This window comes from Kribbella sp. NPDC002412 (assembly GCF_053592935.1).
In genome coordinates this window covers 126,412-142,876 of the sequence record NZ_JBSFBL010000010.1, presented here as the reverse complement: position 1 = coordinate 142,876, position 16,465 = coordinate 126,412, and the positions used below count along the sequence as shown (strand labels likewise).

Here is a 16,465-nt window from a genome sequence, read left to right as displayed (position 1 = left end):
GCCCCTTTCCTCGGTCCCGGCCGTCGCACGTCCAGCCCACGTTGCGCTGAGTTCAGACAGCGTTGCGTTGCGCGATCCAGCTGTCGTGCAGGCGAGTGTAGATGCCGCCGGCGCCGACCAGCGCCGCGTGCGGGCCGCGCTCGACGATCTCGCCGTTGTCGAAGACCAGCACCTCGTCCGCGGCCTCCGCGGTCGACAGCCGGTGCGCGATCGTCACCGACGTCCGGCCGGCCATCAGCCGCTCCAGCGCCGCGTTGACCCGGACCTCGGTCCCGGGGTCGACCGCCGACGTCGCCTCGTCGAGGACCAGCAGGTCGGGGTCGGCGATGTTCGCCCGCACCAACGCGACCAACTGACGCTCGCCTGCGGACAATGACTCACCGCGCTGACCGACCGGCGAGTCCAGCCCGTCCGGCAGCGACTCCAGCCAGTCCGTCAGGCCCAGCGACTCGAACGCGTCCAGCAGCTGCGCGTCCGTCACCTCGGGCCGCCCGAAGCGCACGTTCTCCGCCAGCGACGCGTCGAACAGGTACCCGTCCTGCGGCACCATCACGACCCGCTCCCGCAGCGACGCGAACGAGATCTCCCGCGCGTCCACCCCGTCCAGCAGGACGGCGCCCGACGACGGATCCATCAACCGGGTCAGCAACTTCGCGAACGTCGTCTTCCCCGACCCGGTCTCTCCCACCACCGCGACCCGCCGATGCGGCTCCAGCCGTACGTCGACGTCCCGCAGCACCAGCTCGCCCTCCGGGTACGCGAAGTCCACGTCGGCGAACTCGACCGTGATCGGCCCGCGCGCCTGCACGACCCCCTGGTCCCCTGGGTCGACCACATCAGCCGGGGTCGCGATCACGCCGAGCACCCGCCGCCAGCCGGCGAACGCACTCTGTGCGTCCGTCAGCACCTGCGTCGCGATCTGCACCGGATCCGAGAACAACGCGACCAGGAACATGAACGCGAGGATCTCGCCGAGCGTCGCCTTCCCGTCGACCCCGAGCAGCACCCCGGCCGTCAGCACGCCGGCGTTGGCCAGACCGGCCGCGAGTCCACCGATCGAGAAGGTCAGGCCGGTGATCGCCTGCGCCTTGGTCGCCGTCCGGCGGTAGTCCTCGATGGAGGCGTCGATCCGCTGCTGCGTGCGCTGCTCGATCGCGTACGCGCGGACCACCTGCGCCCCGACCACCGGCTCGGCGATCGCGGACAGCATCTCGCCGACCTTGGCCCGGACCACGCCGTACGCCGCGGACATCAGCCGCTGCAGGTACTTCAGGCTGGCGAACAGTGGGATGAAGCAGACCAGCACGACCAGAGCGAGCTGCCAGGAGTAGATGAACATCACCACGGTCGCGAGCACCATCTGCCCGATGCTGACCAGGAAGATGAACCCGCCGAACTGCAGGAACTGCGACACCGTGTCAACGTCCGACGTGACGCGGCTGACCAGCGCGCCGCGCCGCTCGGTGCTCTGCGTCAGCACCGGCAGGTCGTGCACGTGCCGGAACGCCTTGATCCGCATCGTCGCCAGGCCGCGCTCGGAGTTGATCGCGAGCCGCACGGTGGTCAGGTACGACGCTACGGCGGTGACCAGCACGCCCGCCGCACAGACCGCGCACATCCAGGCCACGTACGACATGTCCGGACCACCCGGACCGGACAGCCCCTTGTCGATCGTCTGCTGAACAGCGATCGGTACGACGATCCGCCCGCCCGTCATCAGCAGCGCGAGCAGCCCGGTGATCCACCACCCCTGCGCCAGCTCCGGCGAGACGCGCACCCCCTGCCGCAGTGTCTCCAGACCACCCGCATCGTCAGCGTGGTCCAGCCGGCTCGTCTCCGCCGTACTCACGCGGATGCTCCTTCCGCATCGAGGTCGTCTATCTCGGCAGCCAGCTCCGCCTCTTCTTGGCGGCGGACCGCATCCTTCTCGTAGGCGTCGACCAGCTCGCGATAGGCAGCCGACTTCTGCTGCAGCTCGGTGTGGGTCCCGTGGGCGGTGATCCGGCCCTCGTCCAGGAACACCACCTCGTCGGCGAGCGAGATCGTCGCCTTCCGGTACGCGATCACCAGCACGGTCGTGGCGGCCTCGGAGTCGTGGACCGCGGACCGCAGGCCGGCCAGGATCCGGGCCTCGACCTGCGGGTCGACCGCGCTGGTCGCGTCGTCCAGGATCAGCAGCCGTGGTCGCCGTACCAGCGCCCGGGCGAGTGCAATTCGTTGCCGTTGGCCACCGGACAGGGTCGTCCCGCGCTCGCCCACCTTGGTGTCGAGGCCCTCTGGCAGGCCCTTCACGAAGCCGTCGCCCTGGGCGATCCGCAGCGCGTCCCAGACGTCCTCGTCGCTGTAGTCGCCGCCGAGTGTGATGTTGCCGCGGATCGTGTCGTCGAACAGGAACGCGGTCTGCGCCACCAGCGCGACCGAGCCGGCCAGCTCGTCGCGGGCGAGGTCGCGCAGGTCGAGGCCGTCGACCTTGACCGAACCTTCCTCCGGGTCGACCAGGCGGGTCAGCAGCGTGGTCATCGTCGACTTCCCGGCGCCGGTCGGGCCGACCATCGCGACCGTCCGGCCGGGCTGGACGGTGAAGTCCACACCGGCCAGCACGTCCCGCTCGGGCAGGTAGCCGAACCGCACGCCGGACACCTCGAGCCGTGCCGGCTTGGTCGACGTCAGCCGCTGCTCGCCGTACTCCATCCCGCCCTCGGCGACCAGCACCCGCTGGACGCGGTCCCAGCCGACGACCGAGCGCGGGAGCTCGCCGAGCACCCAGCCGAGCGCCCGGATCGGGAAGCCGATCAGCGTGAACAGGAACGCCACCTGCACCACGTCACCCGGGTCGGCGGCGCCCGACCGCACCCGGCCGACACCGACGAGCAGCACGGCGAGCACACCCAACCGGGGCAGGCCGTCGATCACCGGGTCGAACATGCCGCGGGCCTTGTTGACCGCGATGTTCGCGTCCCGCAGCGCGTACGTCGGGGTGCGGAAGCGCTCGGTCTCGGCGGCCTCCCGGCCGAGCGTCTTCACCACCAGGGCGCCGTCGAACGACTCGTGCGCGACCTCGGACACGTCGGCGCGCAGTTGCTGGGCACGGGTCGCGAGCGGCTGCAGGTAGCGCTGGAAGATCACGTTCGCCAGGAACACCAGCGGGAAGACCAGGCAGCCGACCAGCGCCAGCCAGAAGTCGGCCATGAACATCGCGACCGTCGCGAACGCGAGCATCGCCAGCACGCCGATCGCCATCGGCAGCGGCGCGATCACGAACCAGATCGACTCCACGTCGGCGTTGGCGTTCGACAGCAGCATCCCGGTCGGGTGCTTGTGGTGCCACTCGAGCGGGAGCTTCAGGTACTGCCGGGTGACGCGGCGGCGGTACGTCGCCTGCAGCCGGAACTGCATGATGCCGGCGCCGATCCGCCGGCCGACCACACCGATCGCGCGCAGGATCGCGATCCCGAGGAACAGCGAGACCAGCGACGCGATCGCGCCGAAGGTGGTCTCACCGCGCTCCAGCGCCGGCCGGATCACGTGGTCGGTGGCCCAGCCCAGCGCCCAGCCGTCCGCCACCGTCATCGCGCCGTACAGCATGCTGGCCAGCACGGACAGGGCGAAGATCCACGGCTCCTCCCAGATCGCGACCTTGAGAACCGCGAATCCTCTCCGGGTGACGCTGCCCTTGTCGGGGACCTTCGGCATGGGCAAGACGCTCTCCAGGGCAATCAGGTGCGTAGACCGGGCACAGTCATGACAACGATTGACATTCTGCCATTCCACACCGACAACTACGATCGAGTTGTGACCGACTACAGCCGGGTAGAACGACTCGCTCTGTGTGACCTCTTCGATCAGCTCGGCCCTGATCAGCCGACGTTGTGCGAGGGGTGGGACACCTACGACCTGGCGGTGCACCTCTACGTCCGGGAGTCCGATCCGATGGCCGGTCCGGGGATCATGATTCCGGCGCTGTCGGACACCACCGAGAAGCGGATGGCCCGCGCGAAGGCGCAGTACAGCTTCAGCGAGGTGGTCGACAAGGTCCGCAACGGTCCGCCGAAGGTGTCGATCTACGCGGTGCCGAGGTTCGGCCCCCAGCTGAACACGACCGAGTACTTCGTCCACCACGAGGACGTGCGCCGGGCGCAGCCGTCGTACGACGTCCGGACCCTGCCGTCGGGTCAGCAGGCGGGACTGTGGAAGGCGGTCCGGCTGGCGGCCAAGTCGATGACGCGGAAGGCCCCGAGCGGGCTGATCCTGCGGCGGCCGGACGGGTCGACGTCGGTCGCGAAGAAGCCGACCGACCTGGGTTCGGTCACCGTGACGGGTGAGCCGTCGGAGCTGGTGCTGTTCTGCTTCGGCCGGCAGCAGGTGGCCGACGTGCAGCTGGACGGCGACGCGGAGACGGTCGAGCGGCTCCGCAGCGCGTCATTCGGAGTGTGACGTGCGCTTGTTCCGCCGCCAGCGCTGGACCAGGGTGCTCACCACGGTCGTCAGGATGACCAGCACGATCGCCGCGAGGACGCCTTGCCACGGCTCGTCGAACAGCGCGTACCCGAGCAGGCCGATCGCCATGTAGACCGCGGCCCACAGCGAGGACGCCGTCAGGTCGACCAGCGCGAACCGCTCCCAGCGGTAGCCGGCGAGTCCGGCCGCGAGCAACACCGGCACCCGGCCACCCGGGATCAACCGGGACGTCAGCAGCACACCGATCTCGTGCTCGGCCAACCGGTCCCGCAGCGCGTCGAGTGACGCGTTGTCCCGCAACCAGCCGACGCGTTTCGCCAGCCGCTCCCCGCCGAACCGGCAGCCGGCGTACACGATCAGGTCCCCGAGATACGCCCCACCCGCACCCGCGATCAGGACGCCGACCAACCCGATCGGATTGTGGTGCGACGCCAGTACGGCGCCCGTCGACACCGCCGCCCCGGTCGGCAGCACCGGCAGCACGGCGCCCAGCAGCACGGCGCCCGCGAGCGCAAACAGGTACCAGAGATCGAACCGAGGCTCACCGCTCATCCCGGCGCCACCACCTCGGTCGACTCCCCCGGCACCAGGATCTGCACCCGGACCGCGGGATCGAGCTCGGCCATCGCGGCCTTGAACTGGTCCCCCGGCGGCAGGAACAGCTCGGGCTTGAGCCAGTCGCACCCGATCGGCCAGAACGTCCCGAAGTGGATCGGGATCGCCGCCCGGGCCTGCACCCGGCGAACCGCATCGGCCGCACGGACCGGATCCAGGTGCCCCGGACCGAGCGACGGCCCCCACCCGCCGACCGGCACCAGCGCCATGTCGACCGGACCGGCCTCCGCCCCCAGCTCGTCGAACAGATCGGTGTCACCGGCGAACCACACACTCGGCGCCCCCTCGACCCGGAACCCCAGAGCCGGCCCGCTGTACGACGACCACGGCAACCGCCGGCCGTCGTGGTGAGCGGTGATCGCCGTGATGTCGAGCCCGCCGATCCGCACCTGATTGCCTGGGGCAACCTCGATGCACCGGTCCGCCATCTCCGCACCGAAGTCCTGCTGGATCAGCCGGGCCGCACCCCGTGGCACGACCAGCGCGGCGCCCGGCGCCACCAGCGAGATCGACGTGAGGTGCAGGTGGTCGGCGTGCATGTGCGAGATCAGTACGGCGTCGCATTCGGCCGCGGCGGGCAGCGGAGCCGGTCCGCGGCGACGGCGCAGATGCGCGATCCGTGACGTGAGCACGGGATCGGTGAGCAACCGCGTGCCGTTCGCCTCGATCGTGGTGGTGGCATGCCCCCACCAGGTGATCCGCACGCTTCAGGCCTCCACCTTCGACTCGACCCCGGGATCCGATTGTGCAGGCCGGAGGTCCTTGCGGTGGCCGAGGTGCTCGAGCCAGCTGATCAGCAGTGCGTGGACCGCGTCGGAGCCTACGGGAGGTTCGTCGACTTCCCAACGACTGGGGTGCACCAGGACCGCCTCGGTCTGCCAGCCGCCGATGCCGCCATGGCACCCGACCAGCTCCTCGAACGCGGCCACCTCGTGCGTGTAGTCGTCCAGCCGGCTGATCACCACGATGTCACCGTTGTGCGGCATCTCCGCCTGCCGCAGCATCGACGCGGCCGCGAACGGCCCGTACGGCGTCAACGGGTCGTCCCCCTCGATCCGGCCGCTGCGCAGCACGTGGACGCCCGCGCGGCCGATCGCGACCGGCCCCTCGGCGAGCGAGTCGACCACGACGAACCCGACGCCCGGGTGGGTCGCCAGCCCGGGAATCAGCTTCGGGTGCAGCAGCTCGATCTCCTCCAGCGGCACCCGGCCGGGCGTGGTCGCGAGGTAGATCAGGGCGAGGTTGCCGGACGACGTCACGACCATCTGCTCGTCGGCGGCGATCTGCGGCTCGCAGTCCTTCGGGCCGAGCTCGACCTCGCCGGCCCTGGCCTTGCTGTGCAGCGCCTTCCGGGTGACCGACCCGGCCACGCTGCGGCGCAGGCTCAGCTCGGTCAGGAACGCGTTCACCGGGCCCCAGCCCTCGGTCTTGCCGACCGCCGCCACCGGCTCCTTGGTCGTGTCGACCAGGTCGTCGACCACCTCGGTCAGGGTCCGGCCGTACCGCTGCAGGAAGGTCGAGCCCTGGCTCTGGCCGTGGTCGGACAGCACGACGATCTCGTACGAGTGCGGCAGGATGTCGACGATGCGCTGCAGCGCGCCGAGCACCCGGTCCAGGCCCTCCAGCGTCTGCAGCGACTCCGCGCGGGTCGGTCCGGCGTGGTGCGCCACCTCGTCGTAGTCGACGAAGTCGCAGTAGATGACCGGCGTGCCCTTCACCAGCTCGTCGGTGATCAGCGAGACGTTCAGGTCGCGGAGCAGCACGTTGGTGATCGCCCGCAGGAAGATGTAGGCGCCGCCGCGCTTGACCCGGGGCACCAGGTGCCGGACACGCTGCCGGCGGGCCTGGTGCAGCTCCTTGAAGATCTCGGCGACGCACAGCACCAGGCCGCGGGCGGCGCCCTGCGGGCTGGAGAAGAAGCGGACGTACCCGCGGCTGCTGTGGCTCGGCAGCGAGGCGCGGCTGAACACCAGCTCGCACCGGTCCGCGTCGCCGGACCAGTTGTTGCTGATGCTGACCCCGCCGTCGGCGAGCAGGCCGCGACCGGTCGACATCCGGTCCTCGAGCTCGGCGGCGTCCCGGCCGCGGTTGGTCACCATCACCCGGGCGGTGTCTTTCTCGTACCACCGGAACGCCGGGATCTGCCGGGAGCCGCCGTGCAGGATGCCGGCCTGGCTGGCCGGGGTCGTGGACGGCACACCGGTGTGCCAGCCAACCATCGAGTGCTTGCCGTCCCGGATCCAGCCGCCCAGGTTCGGCAGGTTGCCGGCCAGCACCATCCAGTTCAGCAGCGGCGCGGACAGGCCGTCGATCTGGATGATCAGCATCCCGGTCTTCGGTGCGGGCGTGATCTTGCGGGCCCGGCGGTGCACGACCCGCATCACCTCGGCGACGTACGCGTCGTCACTGCCGGCGTACGCGACCCAGCCGACGAACGCGCTGACCGACGCCATCACGATCGCGACCAGCACCGGCGCCTCGACCCCGCCGTGCAGGTTGACGCCGGGGTCGACGGTGATGCCGAGGTAGATGACGCCGAACTGGGACAGCAGCCCGCCCACCAGGACGCCGATCGACCCGATCAGGATCGCGATCCCGGCCAGCACCCAGCGCATCAGCATGCTGAACACGGCCAGCAGCACCACCAGCCGCAGGATCGGCAACCGGCCGTCGCTGCTGATCTGCGGCAGCGTCCAGAACGTGATCATCAGCGAGATCAGCGAGGCCAGGCCGCCGAACAGCATCGCCTGCAGGCCTCGGCCGGTACGGCGACGCAGGTCCAGCCAGACCGGGCGTCGCCGCCACCGGTCCCCGGATATCTGCTCTGGTGGTTTCGCCATCTCCCGCTTTGTGCTCCCCGTCGACGCCTGTGTGCTGTACCGAGCCTACGAGGCATCGTCCAGCACAAACGCTGCGCGCCACGCACCGGGACGGGTGGATCCCGGGTTCAGTCCGGGACCCACCCGGCGATTCCCTGACCGGTCACTGAACCTCGAGGTAGTCGACCTCGGCGTACAGGTCGCCCTTCGTCATGCGGATGGTGTTCCAGCCGGCGTTCAGGGTGATCGAGACCGAGCTCTGCCGCCAGTTGTCCCAGCCGGTCACCGGGTAGCTCACCGTACCCTGGTTGTTGCCGTTGACAACAAGCCCGTGACTGGCGGTCGCACCCGATCCGTTCGCGTACCCGACGTGCAGGGTGTAACTGCCTGTAACCGGAGCGAACACGGTGTTCTGCACCCACGAGTCGGCGTAGTCGATGTACGCGACCACCTTCCCGTCCGACGCCCCGGCCGCGTTCGACCGGACCACGCAGTGGTTCAGGGTCCCGCGCTCGGCCTCGTACCGGACCCGGCTGCCGCGGACCACCGGGTAGTCGTTCGCGTACCCGAGATCGGCGACGTACAGGTGCCTCGACCCGCCGACCCACCCGTGCACGAACACCTTGTCGCCGACGAAGTCCGCGCCACCCGGCCCGCAGATGTGGTTGTCGAACGTCCCGGTCGTCATCAGCGGCCGGAAGGCGGTCGTCCACGGCCCGCTCAGGCTCGGAGCGGTCGCGTACGACGTCAGGTAGTTGCAGTCGGTGTAGCCGCCGCTGGAGTAGAACAGGACGAACTGGCTGCCGCGCTGGACCAGATCCGGCGCCTCGATCACCCCGCTTGCGGTGAGCAGCGCCGAGTTGCCGCCGACCAGGGTCGTGCCGTTGTTCGCCGTACGCGTCAGCCATAGGGTCGACGGCTGCCCGATCGCGTTGCCGTCGTTCTTCCAGAGCAGGTAGCGGGTGCCGTCGTTCGCGACGAACGTGTTCGCATCGATCGCGCCGCCGAGGTTCAGCGGGCAGATCAGCGGCTGGCTGCCGAGCGGCGTGAACGGGCCGAGCGGCGAGGATCCGGTGGCGACGCCGATGCACTGCCGGCCGGAGGTCTTGTGCCAGGCGGTGTAGGTCAGGGTGTAGGAGCCGTCCGGGTTCGGGAAGACGTCCGGCGCCCAGGTGCGGCCGGGCTGCGCCCACCCGGTCGATGGTCCGCCCGGCATCGCGTCGCCGCGGATCGTCCAGGGCCCGCTCGCGCTCGGGGCGGTCGCGACCGGGACGTGGCCGCGGCCGTTGTTGGTCGAGTAGGCGTACCAGGTGCCGTTCTGCTCGAACACGTCCGGATCCGGGAAGTCCTCCCCGATGATCTGGGCCGGGAAGACGGCCGCGGTGGTGGCTGCGTGGACCGGGGGTGACAGGAAGGCGGCCAGGCTGAGCAGGGCGAGCAGGGCCGGCAGAAGTCGTCGCATCGGGACTCCTCAGGTGGGGGCGGATACCTGTGGACCGCACTTTTCCATCGATTCACCTGGATGACCAGAGGTCACCACTGGACCCCGGGGCGTTCCGGGGTGTTGACTCCCGCTAGTTGGATTCCGCCTGGATGGAGGGGTGTTCTCGTGAGGCATTTACCGAGAGTGTCGGGACGCGGGGTGATCGCCGTCGCTGCCGTGCTCGCGACCGCGGTCGGTGGGGTGGTCACCCAGTCGGCCGGCGCGCCGGCCGCTGTTCAAGCGACGCCGCTGCAGGAGCGCCTGGACAGCCTGCTGAACGACAGCCGCTACAACGGGTCACAGGTCGCGCTGGTGGTCCGGGACGCGACGACCGGCGAGACGTTGTACGACCGGAACGGCGGTCAGCGGATGCTGCCCGCGTCGAACACCAAGCTCTTCTCCTCGACGGCCGCGATGGACGTGCTCGGCCCGTCGTACCGCTTCCACACCGACGTGCTGGCCACCGGCCCGGTCCAGGGCGGCAGCCTGCTCGGCAACCTCTACCTCAAGGGGTACGGCGACCCGACCGCACTCGAGTCCGATTACGTCGCCCTGGCCAAGCAGCTCGCCCAGTCCGGCGTCCGCCGCGTCGTCGGTGACCTGGTCGCGGACGACACGTACTTCGACGCCGTCCGGCTCGGCGACAGCTGGGCCTGGGACGACGAGCCCTTCTACTACTCGGCGCAGATCTCCGCCCTCACCCTCGCCCCGAACACCGACTACGACTCCGGTACGGCGATCGTCGAAAGCCGGCCCGGCGCGACGGCCGGTGCGCCGGTCCAGCTCGCCCTGGTCCCGGCGAACGGCGTACTCAAGCTCGTGAACACCGCGAGGACCGGCGCCGCCGGCTCGGCCAACACGCTGAACATCGAGCGGGAGCACGGCACGAACATCGTGCGGGTCACCGGCTCGGTGCCGCTCGGCGCGTCGGTCGGCCAGGAGTGGGTGACGGTCTGGGAGCCTGAGCTGTACGCCGCCGACGTGTTCAAGCGGGCGCTCGCGGCGCAGGGCATCAGCGTGATCGGCAAGGTCAAGAACGCAGCCTCCCCCACCGGCGCTCGCGTGCTGGCCCGGGACGAGTCGATGACGGTCGGCGAACTGATGAACCCGTTCCTCAAGCTGTCCAACAACATGCACGCCGAGACGCTGGTCAAGGCGATGGGTGCGGTCGCGGAGGCTTCGGGTAGCTGGCCGGCCGGACTTGGCGTGGTCAGCGACTACGCGAAGAGCGTCGGCGTCGACACCAGCACGATCCGGCTGTCCGACGGCTCCGGCCTGTCGCGCAAGGTGAACGTCACCGCCGACAGCATCACCGATCTGCTGATCGGGGTGCAGAAGGAGCCGTGGTGGCAGCAGTGGTACGACGCGCTGCCGATCGCCGGCAACCCGCAACGCTTCGTCGGCGGCACGCTGCGCAGCCGGATGGCCAACACGCCGGCCGCCAACAACCTGCACGGCAAGACCGGCTCGCTCACCGGCGTGACCTCGCTGTCCGGCTACGTCACCAGCGCCGACGGCCGCAAACTGGTGTTCTCGATGATCAGCAACAACTACCTGGTCAGCCCGCGCTCCATCGAGGACGCGGTCGGCGTCACCCTCGCGTCCTGGCCGAACCAGACCGCGACCGCCTTGCGCACCACCGCCGAGCCCGCGTGCGACCTCGAGTGGGAGAAGGCCTGCTAAACCGGTTGGACAGGACGGCGGTCGTTCCCCACGATGACGGAATGACCGCCGCACTACCCGAGCCCCTCACCGCCCGGCCGATGAGGATCGGCGATGCTGCGCTGATTGCCGAGCGGTCGGGCGCTTATACGAGCGCGTTGCTCGGGTTTCCGGAGCACAGTGTCGAGGATGTCGCGAACTACCTGCGGGATCCGGGCTTCGATCCGTCGACCGACGGGTGGGTGGTGCTCGACGTCGATGGCGAGTTTGCCGGGTCGGCCACGGCGGCCGCGAACAGCGACGGGTCGCGGGTGAACCTCGAGGTGCTGAGCGAGATCCCGGCGGTCGCGGAGTGGCTGATCGATCGCGGGATCCAGCGGGCTCGAGACGCCGGGCCCGGCGACGTGGTGATCAGCGTCGGCGTGATCCGGCAGGACGAGTTCATGCCGAAGATCGTGGCCGCAAAGGGTTTCTCGATCAGCACCTCGATCCACCGGATGCGCATCACCTTCGACGGCGCCGTCGAGCGGCCGGCGGTTCCAGCCGGAGCGGTGGTACGGCGCGGGGCGCTGGACGAGGCGAGTCGGCGGGCGGCGCACGCCGTACTCGTGGAGGCGTTCCGGACGCAGCCGGGAGCGGATCCGCGGCCGTACGACGAGTGGGTGGCGTCGCGGGAGAGCCGGTCGACGTTCGACTGGTCGCAGCTCACCACGGTCGAGCTCGACGGGCGGGCAGTCGCGGTCTGCGAGTGCAACGACAACTTCGTCAGCACCGACAACTGCGGGTACATCGGCCGGTTGGCCGTCGTACCCGAGGCTCGCGGCAAGGGACTGGCGAAGTACCTCCTGCACGACACCTTCGCCACCGACGCCGCGGCCGGCCGGAGGGGCACCATGCTGCACGTCGACAGCTCCAACCCGACCCCGGCGGTCGGCCTCTACACCGCGGTCGGCATGCGCCCCGACCTGATCAGCGACATCTGGCGACGCACGATCCAGATCTGACCACGCGCACGTGTAAAGGACCCCGCCACGCGGTGGCTGCCTATTACGCCTTCGGCGGCGCGGACCGCGGATGCCGGTCAACGCGATCGGCAGATACGCAGTGGAAGCGGACGGGACAGCGGTGATCGGGGTCGGCATCTTCGAACCGGTTGTGGCGTCGAGTCATCCGGTTGTCGCTTCGCCGGGGCTTCTTGCCGAGGCTGAAGACGAGGTCCAGTAACGCAACCGAGCCCACACCTTGATCGTCCTGACATCCGGACCGACGCCTATCTACTTCACCTTGCGCCCAGGAAGTCGACACGCGCCCGCTGACGTACCGCGGAAGAGCCGCGCCGATCACGTCGACAGCTTCAACCCGACCCCGGCGGTCGGCCTCTACACCGCGGTCGGCATGCGCCCCGACCTGATCAGCGACATCTGGCGACGCACGATCCAGATCTGAGAGGTTGCTCTCACGATATCTGAGAGACTACTCTCGAAACATGTCTCTCAGAAATCCGTACGGCGACTTCGAGATCACCGACCCGCAGGCGATGCGGGCGCTGGCGCATCCCGTCCGGCTGGCCGCGCTGAGCTGGCTGCAGAAGAACGGACCGGCCACGGCGACCCAGCTGTCCGAGCACGTCGGCGCGTCGCCATCGGTGACGAGTTGGCACCTGCGCCACCTGGCCAACTTCGGCCTGGTCGTCGACGAGCAGCCGCCGGACGGAGACAAGCGGCAGCGATGGTGGAAGGCAGTGGCCCGCGGGTTCCGGTACGAGATGCCGGACACGCCCGAGGGCAACGAGGCCGGCCGGCTGCTCCGCGCCGAGATGATGAACCAGGCGCTGGAGTCCGCCCAGCAGTGGCTGGTCGAGACCGAGCCCGAGCTCGATCCCGAGTGGAGCCGGCTGGCGGGCTCGGCGAACACCCGGCTGGTCCTCACCGCCGCCGAGGCCGAGGCCGTCGAGGACGCGATCGAGCAGCTGCTCGCGCCGTACGTCCAGCGGGGCGAAGAGGGTGCGCCCGCGGACGCCCGCGCGGTCCGGTACCTCCGCATGTCGTTGCCTGAAGCAGCGAACTGACCGCGCCGACGATGAAGACTCTGACCGCCACGAGTCTCTGGCGCGACCGGCAGTTCCGCCGATTCTGGTCCGCGCAGATCGTCTCCGAGTTCGGCGACCGGGTGACCGAGCTGGCGCTCCCGCTGATCGCCGTCCTGCTCCTCGACGCCACCCCGGCGCAGGTCGGTTTCCTGACCGCCGCGGTCTGGCTGCCGAACCTCGCGTCACTGTTCGTCGGCGCCTGGGTCGACCACCGGCCCGACAAGCGTCGGCTGATGATCGCTGCCGACGTCTTCCGGGCGATCCTGCTGCTCAGCCTGCCGGCCGCGTACTGGCTGGACCTGCTGACCCTCTGGCACCTGTACGCGATCGCCGTCCTGGCCGGCATCGCCGACGTGGTGTTCGGCACGTCGTACGCCTCGTTCTTCGTCCGGCTCGTTCCCCGCGAGAAGTTCCTCGAGGCGAACTCCAAGCTCTCCGCGACCCGGTCGATCTCGTTCATGGGCGGACCCGCGGTCGCCGGTGCTCTGGTGCAGTGGCTGACCGCACCGGTCGCGATCCTGGTGGACGCGTTCTCGTTCCTGGTGGCGGCGGTCCAGCTCGGCCGCCTGAACACACCGCCGGGCCCGGTCGAGGAGTCGACCGAACCACTGCTGCAGCGCGCGCGGGCCGGGATGCGCTACCTGTTGCAGCACCCGTACCTGCGCCGCAGCCTCGGCTGCGCGACGACGGTGAACTTCTTCAACCTGATCAGCCTGGCGCTACTCGTGCTGTTCGCCAGCCGCAACCTCGAACTGTCCGCCGGCACGATCGGCCTGGCGTTCGGCATCGGCGCGTCCGGTGGCCTGCTCGGCGCACTCGCCGCGTCACCGCTGAGCCGGATCTTCGGCGCCGGCCGGGTGATCGCGGCGAGCTCGATCGTCTTCCCGGGCTCGGTCGCGATCGCGGCCCTGGCGGACGGCCCGACCTGGGCCCGCGCCACCGCCCTGGCCGCCGCCGAGTTCATCGGGGCGTTCGCGGTGATGTGCTTCGACGTGCCGCTCAACTCACTGCAGGCCGCGGTCACCCACGACCACATGCGCAGCCGGGTCGCGGGAGCGTTCAGCAGCATCAACTACGGCGTCCGCCCGCTCGGCGCTGTGGTCGGCGGCTTCCTGGGGACCTGGATCGGCGTCCGCGAGACCTTGCTGATCTCGGCGGCCGGCGGCTTCCTCGCCGTACTGTGGCTGATCCGCTCCCCCATCATCCGCACCCGCGACCTCGACGGCCTGCAACCACCCGACCTTTAGTCGTCCTCCACGTCCAGCTTGGCGACCGTCCGGCGGAGCGGGACCTCCTTGATGAAGAGGACCGCGATCAGGCTGACCACCGCACAGGCTGCGGCGATCAGGAAGATCCGGCCGGTGGCATCGCCGTACGACTGCCGCACCAGCTCGGCCAGCTGCGGCGGCAGGTGACCGACGTCGAGCAGGCTCGTGCTCCCGGAACCACCTTCCTGCACCTTTCGTGCCGCCTCGGCGCCACCGGGTCCGGCGAGCAGACCCTGCACGATCAGGTCCTTCACCCGAACCGCGAGTACGGCGCCCAGGACGGACACTCCGACGGCGCCGCCCAGGCTGCGGAAGAACGCGACCGTCGCACTCGACGCACCGATCTGGCTGACGTCGACGGTGTTCTGCACGGCGAGGACCAGGTTCTGCATGGTCATGCCCATGCCCAGACCCATCGCCAGCATGCCGATTCCGACGTACCAGTACGGCGTGGTGTGGTCGATGGTGCCGAGCACCACCAGGCCGCCGACCAGGAGGATGCCACCGGCAACCAAGTAGCGCTTCCACTTGCCGAACCGGGTGATCATCTGGCCCGAGCCGACCGAGCCGAAGAACGACCCGAGCATCATCGGGATGGTCAGCAGGCCGGCCTCGGTCGGGCTGTAGCCACGGGCGAGCTGGAAGTACTGGCCGAGGAACAACGCGCTGCCGAACATCGCGACGCCGACCGCCAGGCTGGCCACGATCGCCAGCGCGGTGGTGCGTTCCCTGACCACCTTCAGCGGGACCAGCGGCTCGGCCGCGCGGTTCTCGACCACGACGGCGAGGATGCCGAACAGCAAGGTGCCACCGACGAACAGGGCCGACTGCCACGACATCCAGCCGAAGTCGTGACCGGCGAAGGTGACCCAGATCAGCGGCAGGCTGGCGGCGACGCTGATCAGCACGGCGCCGAGGTAGTCGATCCGGACCCGGCGCTTGATCACCGGCAGGTGCAGGTACTTCTGCAGGATCACCAGGCTGATCACCGCCAGCGGGACGCAGACGTAGAAGCACCAGCGCCAGCCGAGCCACGAGGTGTCGACGATGACGCCGCCGATCAGCGGACCGCTCACGGTCGCGACGGCCATCACGGCGCCCATGTAGCCGGAGTACCGGCCGCGGTTACGCGGTGGGATCGCCGCGCCGATGATCGCCTGGGCCAGCGCCATCAGGCCGCCCATCGCGAGGCCCTGCAGGACCCGGGCGCCGATCAGGAACGGCACGTTGTGGGACAGGCCGGCCAGGGCCGAGCCGACCACGAACAGCGAGATCGCCACCTGTACCAGAAGCTTCTTGCTCATCAGGTCGGCAAGCTTGCCCCAGATCGGGGTGGAGACCGTGGTGGCCAGCAGGCTCGCGGTCAGCACCCAGGTGTACTGGGTCTGCGAACCCTCGAGGTCGGCGATGATCGTCGGCAGGGCGTTGCTGACGATGGTCGAGCTCAGCATCGCGGTGAACAGCGCGGCGAGCAGGCCGATCAGGATCTCGAGGATCTCGCGGTGCGTGAGTTCCGGCGCGGTGAGCAGTTCCCGCCGGGTCTCGGTGACAGTCATCAGTCTCCAGTCGATGAGGCACGGCGCGCGCTCTTGGTGACGTCGGTGATGGCCTCCGCGATCCGCTGCATGGTCTGCGCAGCGGCGAGCAGGGCGTCGTCGTCGAGGTCCGCCAGGGCGGCGCGAAGATGCTCGGTGTAGGACGAGTAGAGGGCTTCGAGCTGGGCCTTGCCGCGCGGCGCGAGGCTGACCAGCCCGACCCGGGCGTCGGCCGGGTCCGGCCGACGGCTCACCAGTCCGTCGGCCTCGAGGGCGGCCACCTGGCGGCTGACCACCGAGGCGTCGACGCCGAGCTTGGCCGCGATCTCGCCGCCGCGCTGCTCGCCGTCGCGGAGCAGGACCTTGAGCACGCTGGCGTCGGACCGTCGCAGCCCGCCGTCGGGCGCCAGGTGCCGATGCTCGACACAACGCACCGCACGCACCAGCGAACTGACCCCTTCGAGCAGTTCCTGGGCCGGCGAGTCCCGCGCTGCCCCCGGGACGAGGGATTCACGAGCTAGTTGCATAACCCAACT

14 protein-coding genes are annotated in these 16,465 nt (G+C 69.8%); 6 read left to right on the top strand and 8 right to left on the bottom strand.

Going from position 1 to position 16,465, the window contains the following annotated elements:
- Positions 1–52 precede the first annotated feature (52 nt).
- Together ACWCOV_RS11185 and ACWCOV_RS11180 are read right to left on the bottom strand one after the other, a co-directional pair.
- Complete coding sequence (locus ACWCOV_RS11185) at positions 53–1,849, bottom strand: ABC transporter ATP-binding protein (RefSeq protein ID WP_449829103.1); 1,797 nt, start codon at positions 1,847–1,849, stop codon at positions 53–55.
- Positions 1,846–3,693 carry an ABC transporter ATP-binding protein gene (locus tag ACWCOV_RS11180; RefSeq protein WP_449829102.1) on the bottom strand — a complete coding sequence of 616 codons (1,848 nt, stop codon included), beginning with the start codon at positions 3,691–3,693 and terminating at the stop codon, positions 1,846–1,848. The genes ACWCOV_RS11185 and ACWCOV_RS11180 overlap by 4 nt, the downstream gene beginning before the upstream one ends.
- A 99-nt stretch (positions 3,694–3,792) precedes the next feature.
- On the opposite strand from ACWCOV_RS11180, the gene ACWCOV_RS11175 reads away from it, so the two are divergent.
- A complete protein-coding gene (locus ACWCOV_RS11175; RefSeq protein WP_449829101.1) occupies positions 3,793–4,434 on the top strand; it encodes a TIGR03085 family metal-binding protein in 642 nt (213 codons plus the stop codon).
- On the opposite strand, the gene ACWCOV_RS11170 is transcribed toward ACWCOV_RS11175, so the two are convergent.
- The 4 genes from ACWCOV_RS11170 to ACWCOV_RS11155 all read right to left on the bottom strand — a co-directional run bounded on the left by ACWCOV_RS11170 (position 4,420) and on the right by ACWCOV_RS11155 (position 9,354).
- A complete protein-coding gene (locus ACWCOV_RS11170) occupies positions 4,420–5,010 on the bottom strand; it encodes a DedA family protein (RefSeq protein ID WP_449829100.1) in 591 nt (196 codons plus the stop codon). The two genes, ACWCOV_RS11175 and ACWCOV_RS11170, sit on opposite strands and share 15 nt — an antisense overlap.
- A complete protein-coding gene (locus tag ACWCOV_RS11165; protein WP_449829099.1) occupies positions 5,007–5,777 on the bottom strand; it encodes an MBL fold metallo-hydrolase in 771 nt (256 codons plus the stop codon). Before ACWCOV_RS11165 ends, ACWCOV_RS11170 begins: the two co-directional genes overlap by 4 nt.
- 3 nt (positions 5,778–5,780) lie before the next feature.
- The gene (locus ACWCOV_RS11160) at positions 5,781–7,913 is read right to left on the bottom strand and encodes an alkaline phosphatase family protein (protein WP_449829098.1); all 2,133 of its coding nucleotides are present in this window, start codon (positions 7,911–7,913) and stop codon (positions 5,781–5,783) included.
- A 142-nt stretch (positions 7,914–8,055) separates the two neighbouring features.
- Positions 8,056–9,354: a family 43 glycosylhydrolase gene (locus ACWCOV_RS11155; RefSeq protein ID WP_449829097.1), complete on the bottom strand. Its 1,299-nt coding sequence runs from the start codon at positions 9,352–9,354 to the stop codon at positions 8,056–8,058.
- 180 nt (positions 9,355–9,534) lie between these two features.
- Here ACWCOV_RS11155 and dacB point away from each other — a divergent pair, with 180 nt between their 5' ends.
- From dacB to ACWCOV_RS11130, 5 genes are all read left to right on the top strand, one after another.
- Positions 9,535–11,058: a D-alanyl-D-alanine carboxypeptidase/D-alanyl-D-alanine endopeptidase gene (dacB, locus tag ACWCOV_RS11150; protein WP_449829096.1), complete on the top strand. Its 1,524-nt coding sequence runs from the start codon at positions 9,535–9,537 to the stop codon at positions 11,056–11,058.
- A 41-nt stretch (positions 11,059–11,099) separates the two neighbouring features.
- Positions 11,100–12,041, top strand: coding sequence for a GNAT family N-acetyltransferase (locus tag ACWCOV_RS11145; protein WP_449829095.1), 942 nt, complete (start codon positions 11,100–11,102; stop codon positions 12,039–12,041).
- Between the two features lie 238 nt (positions 12,042–12,279).
- On the top strand, positions 12,280–12,483 hold the full coding sequence (locus ACWCOV_RS11140; protein ID WP_449829094.1) for a hypothetical protein: 204 nt from the start codon (positions 12,280–12,282) through the stop codon (positions 12,481–12,483).
- 40 nt (positions 12,484–12,523) lie between these two features.
- A complete protein-coding gene (locus tag ACWCOV_RS11135) occupies positions 12,524–13,105 on the top strand; it encodes an ArsR/SmtB family transcription factor (RefSeq protein ID WP_449829093.1) in 582 nt (193 codons plus the stop codon).
- A gap of 11 nt (positions 13,106–13,116) precedes the next feature.
- The gene (locus ACWCOV_RS11130) at positions 13,117–14,373 is read left to right on the top strand and encodes an MFS transporter (protein WP_449829092.1); all 1,257 of its coding nucleotides are present in this window, start codon (positions 13,117–13,119) and stop codon (positions 14,371–14,373) included.
- Here ACWCOV_RS11130 and ACWCOV_RS11125 read toward each other — a convergent pair.
- Entirely contained in the window at positions 14,370–15,950 is a 1,581-nt protein-coding gene (locus tag ACWCOV_RS11125; protein WP_449829091.1) for an MDR family MFS transporter, read from the bottom strand. The two genes, ACWCOV_RS11130 and ACWCOV_RS11125, sit on opposite strands and share 4 nt — an antisense overlap.
- Positions 15,950–16,456 carry a MarR family winged helix-turn-helix transcriptional regulator gene (locus ACWCOV_RS11120; RefSeq protein WP_449829090.1) on the bottom strand — a complete coding sequence of 169 codons (507 nt, stop codon included), beginning with the start codon at positions 16,454–16,456 and terminating at the stop codon, positions 15,950–15,952. Before ACWCOV_RS11120 ends, ACWCOV_RS11125 begins: the two co-directional genes overlap by 1 nt.
- Between the last annotated feature and the right edge of the window lie 9 nt (positions 16,457–16,465).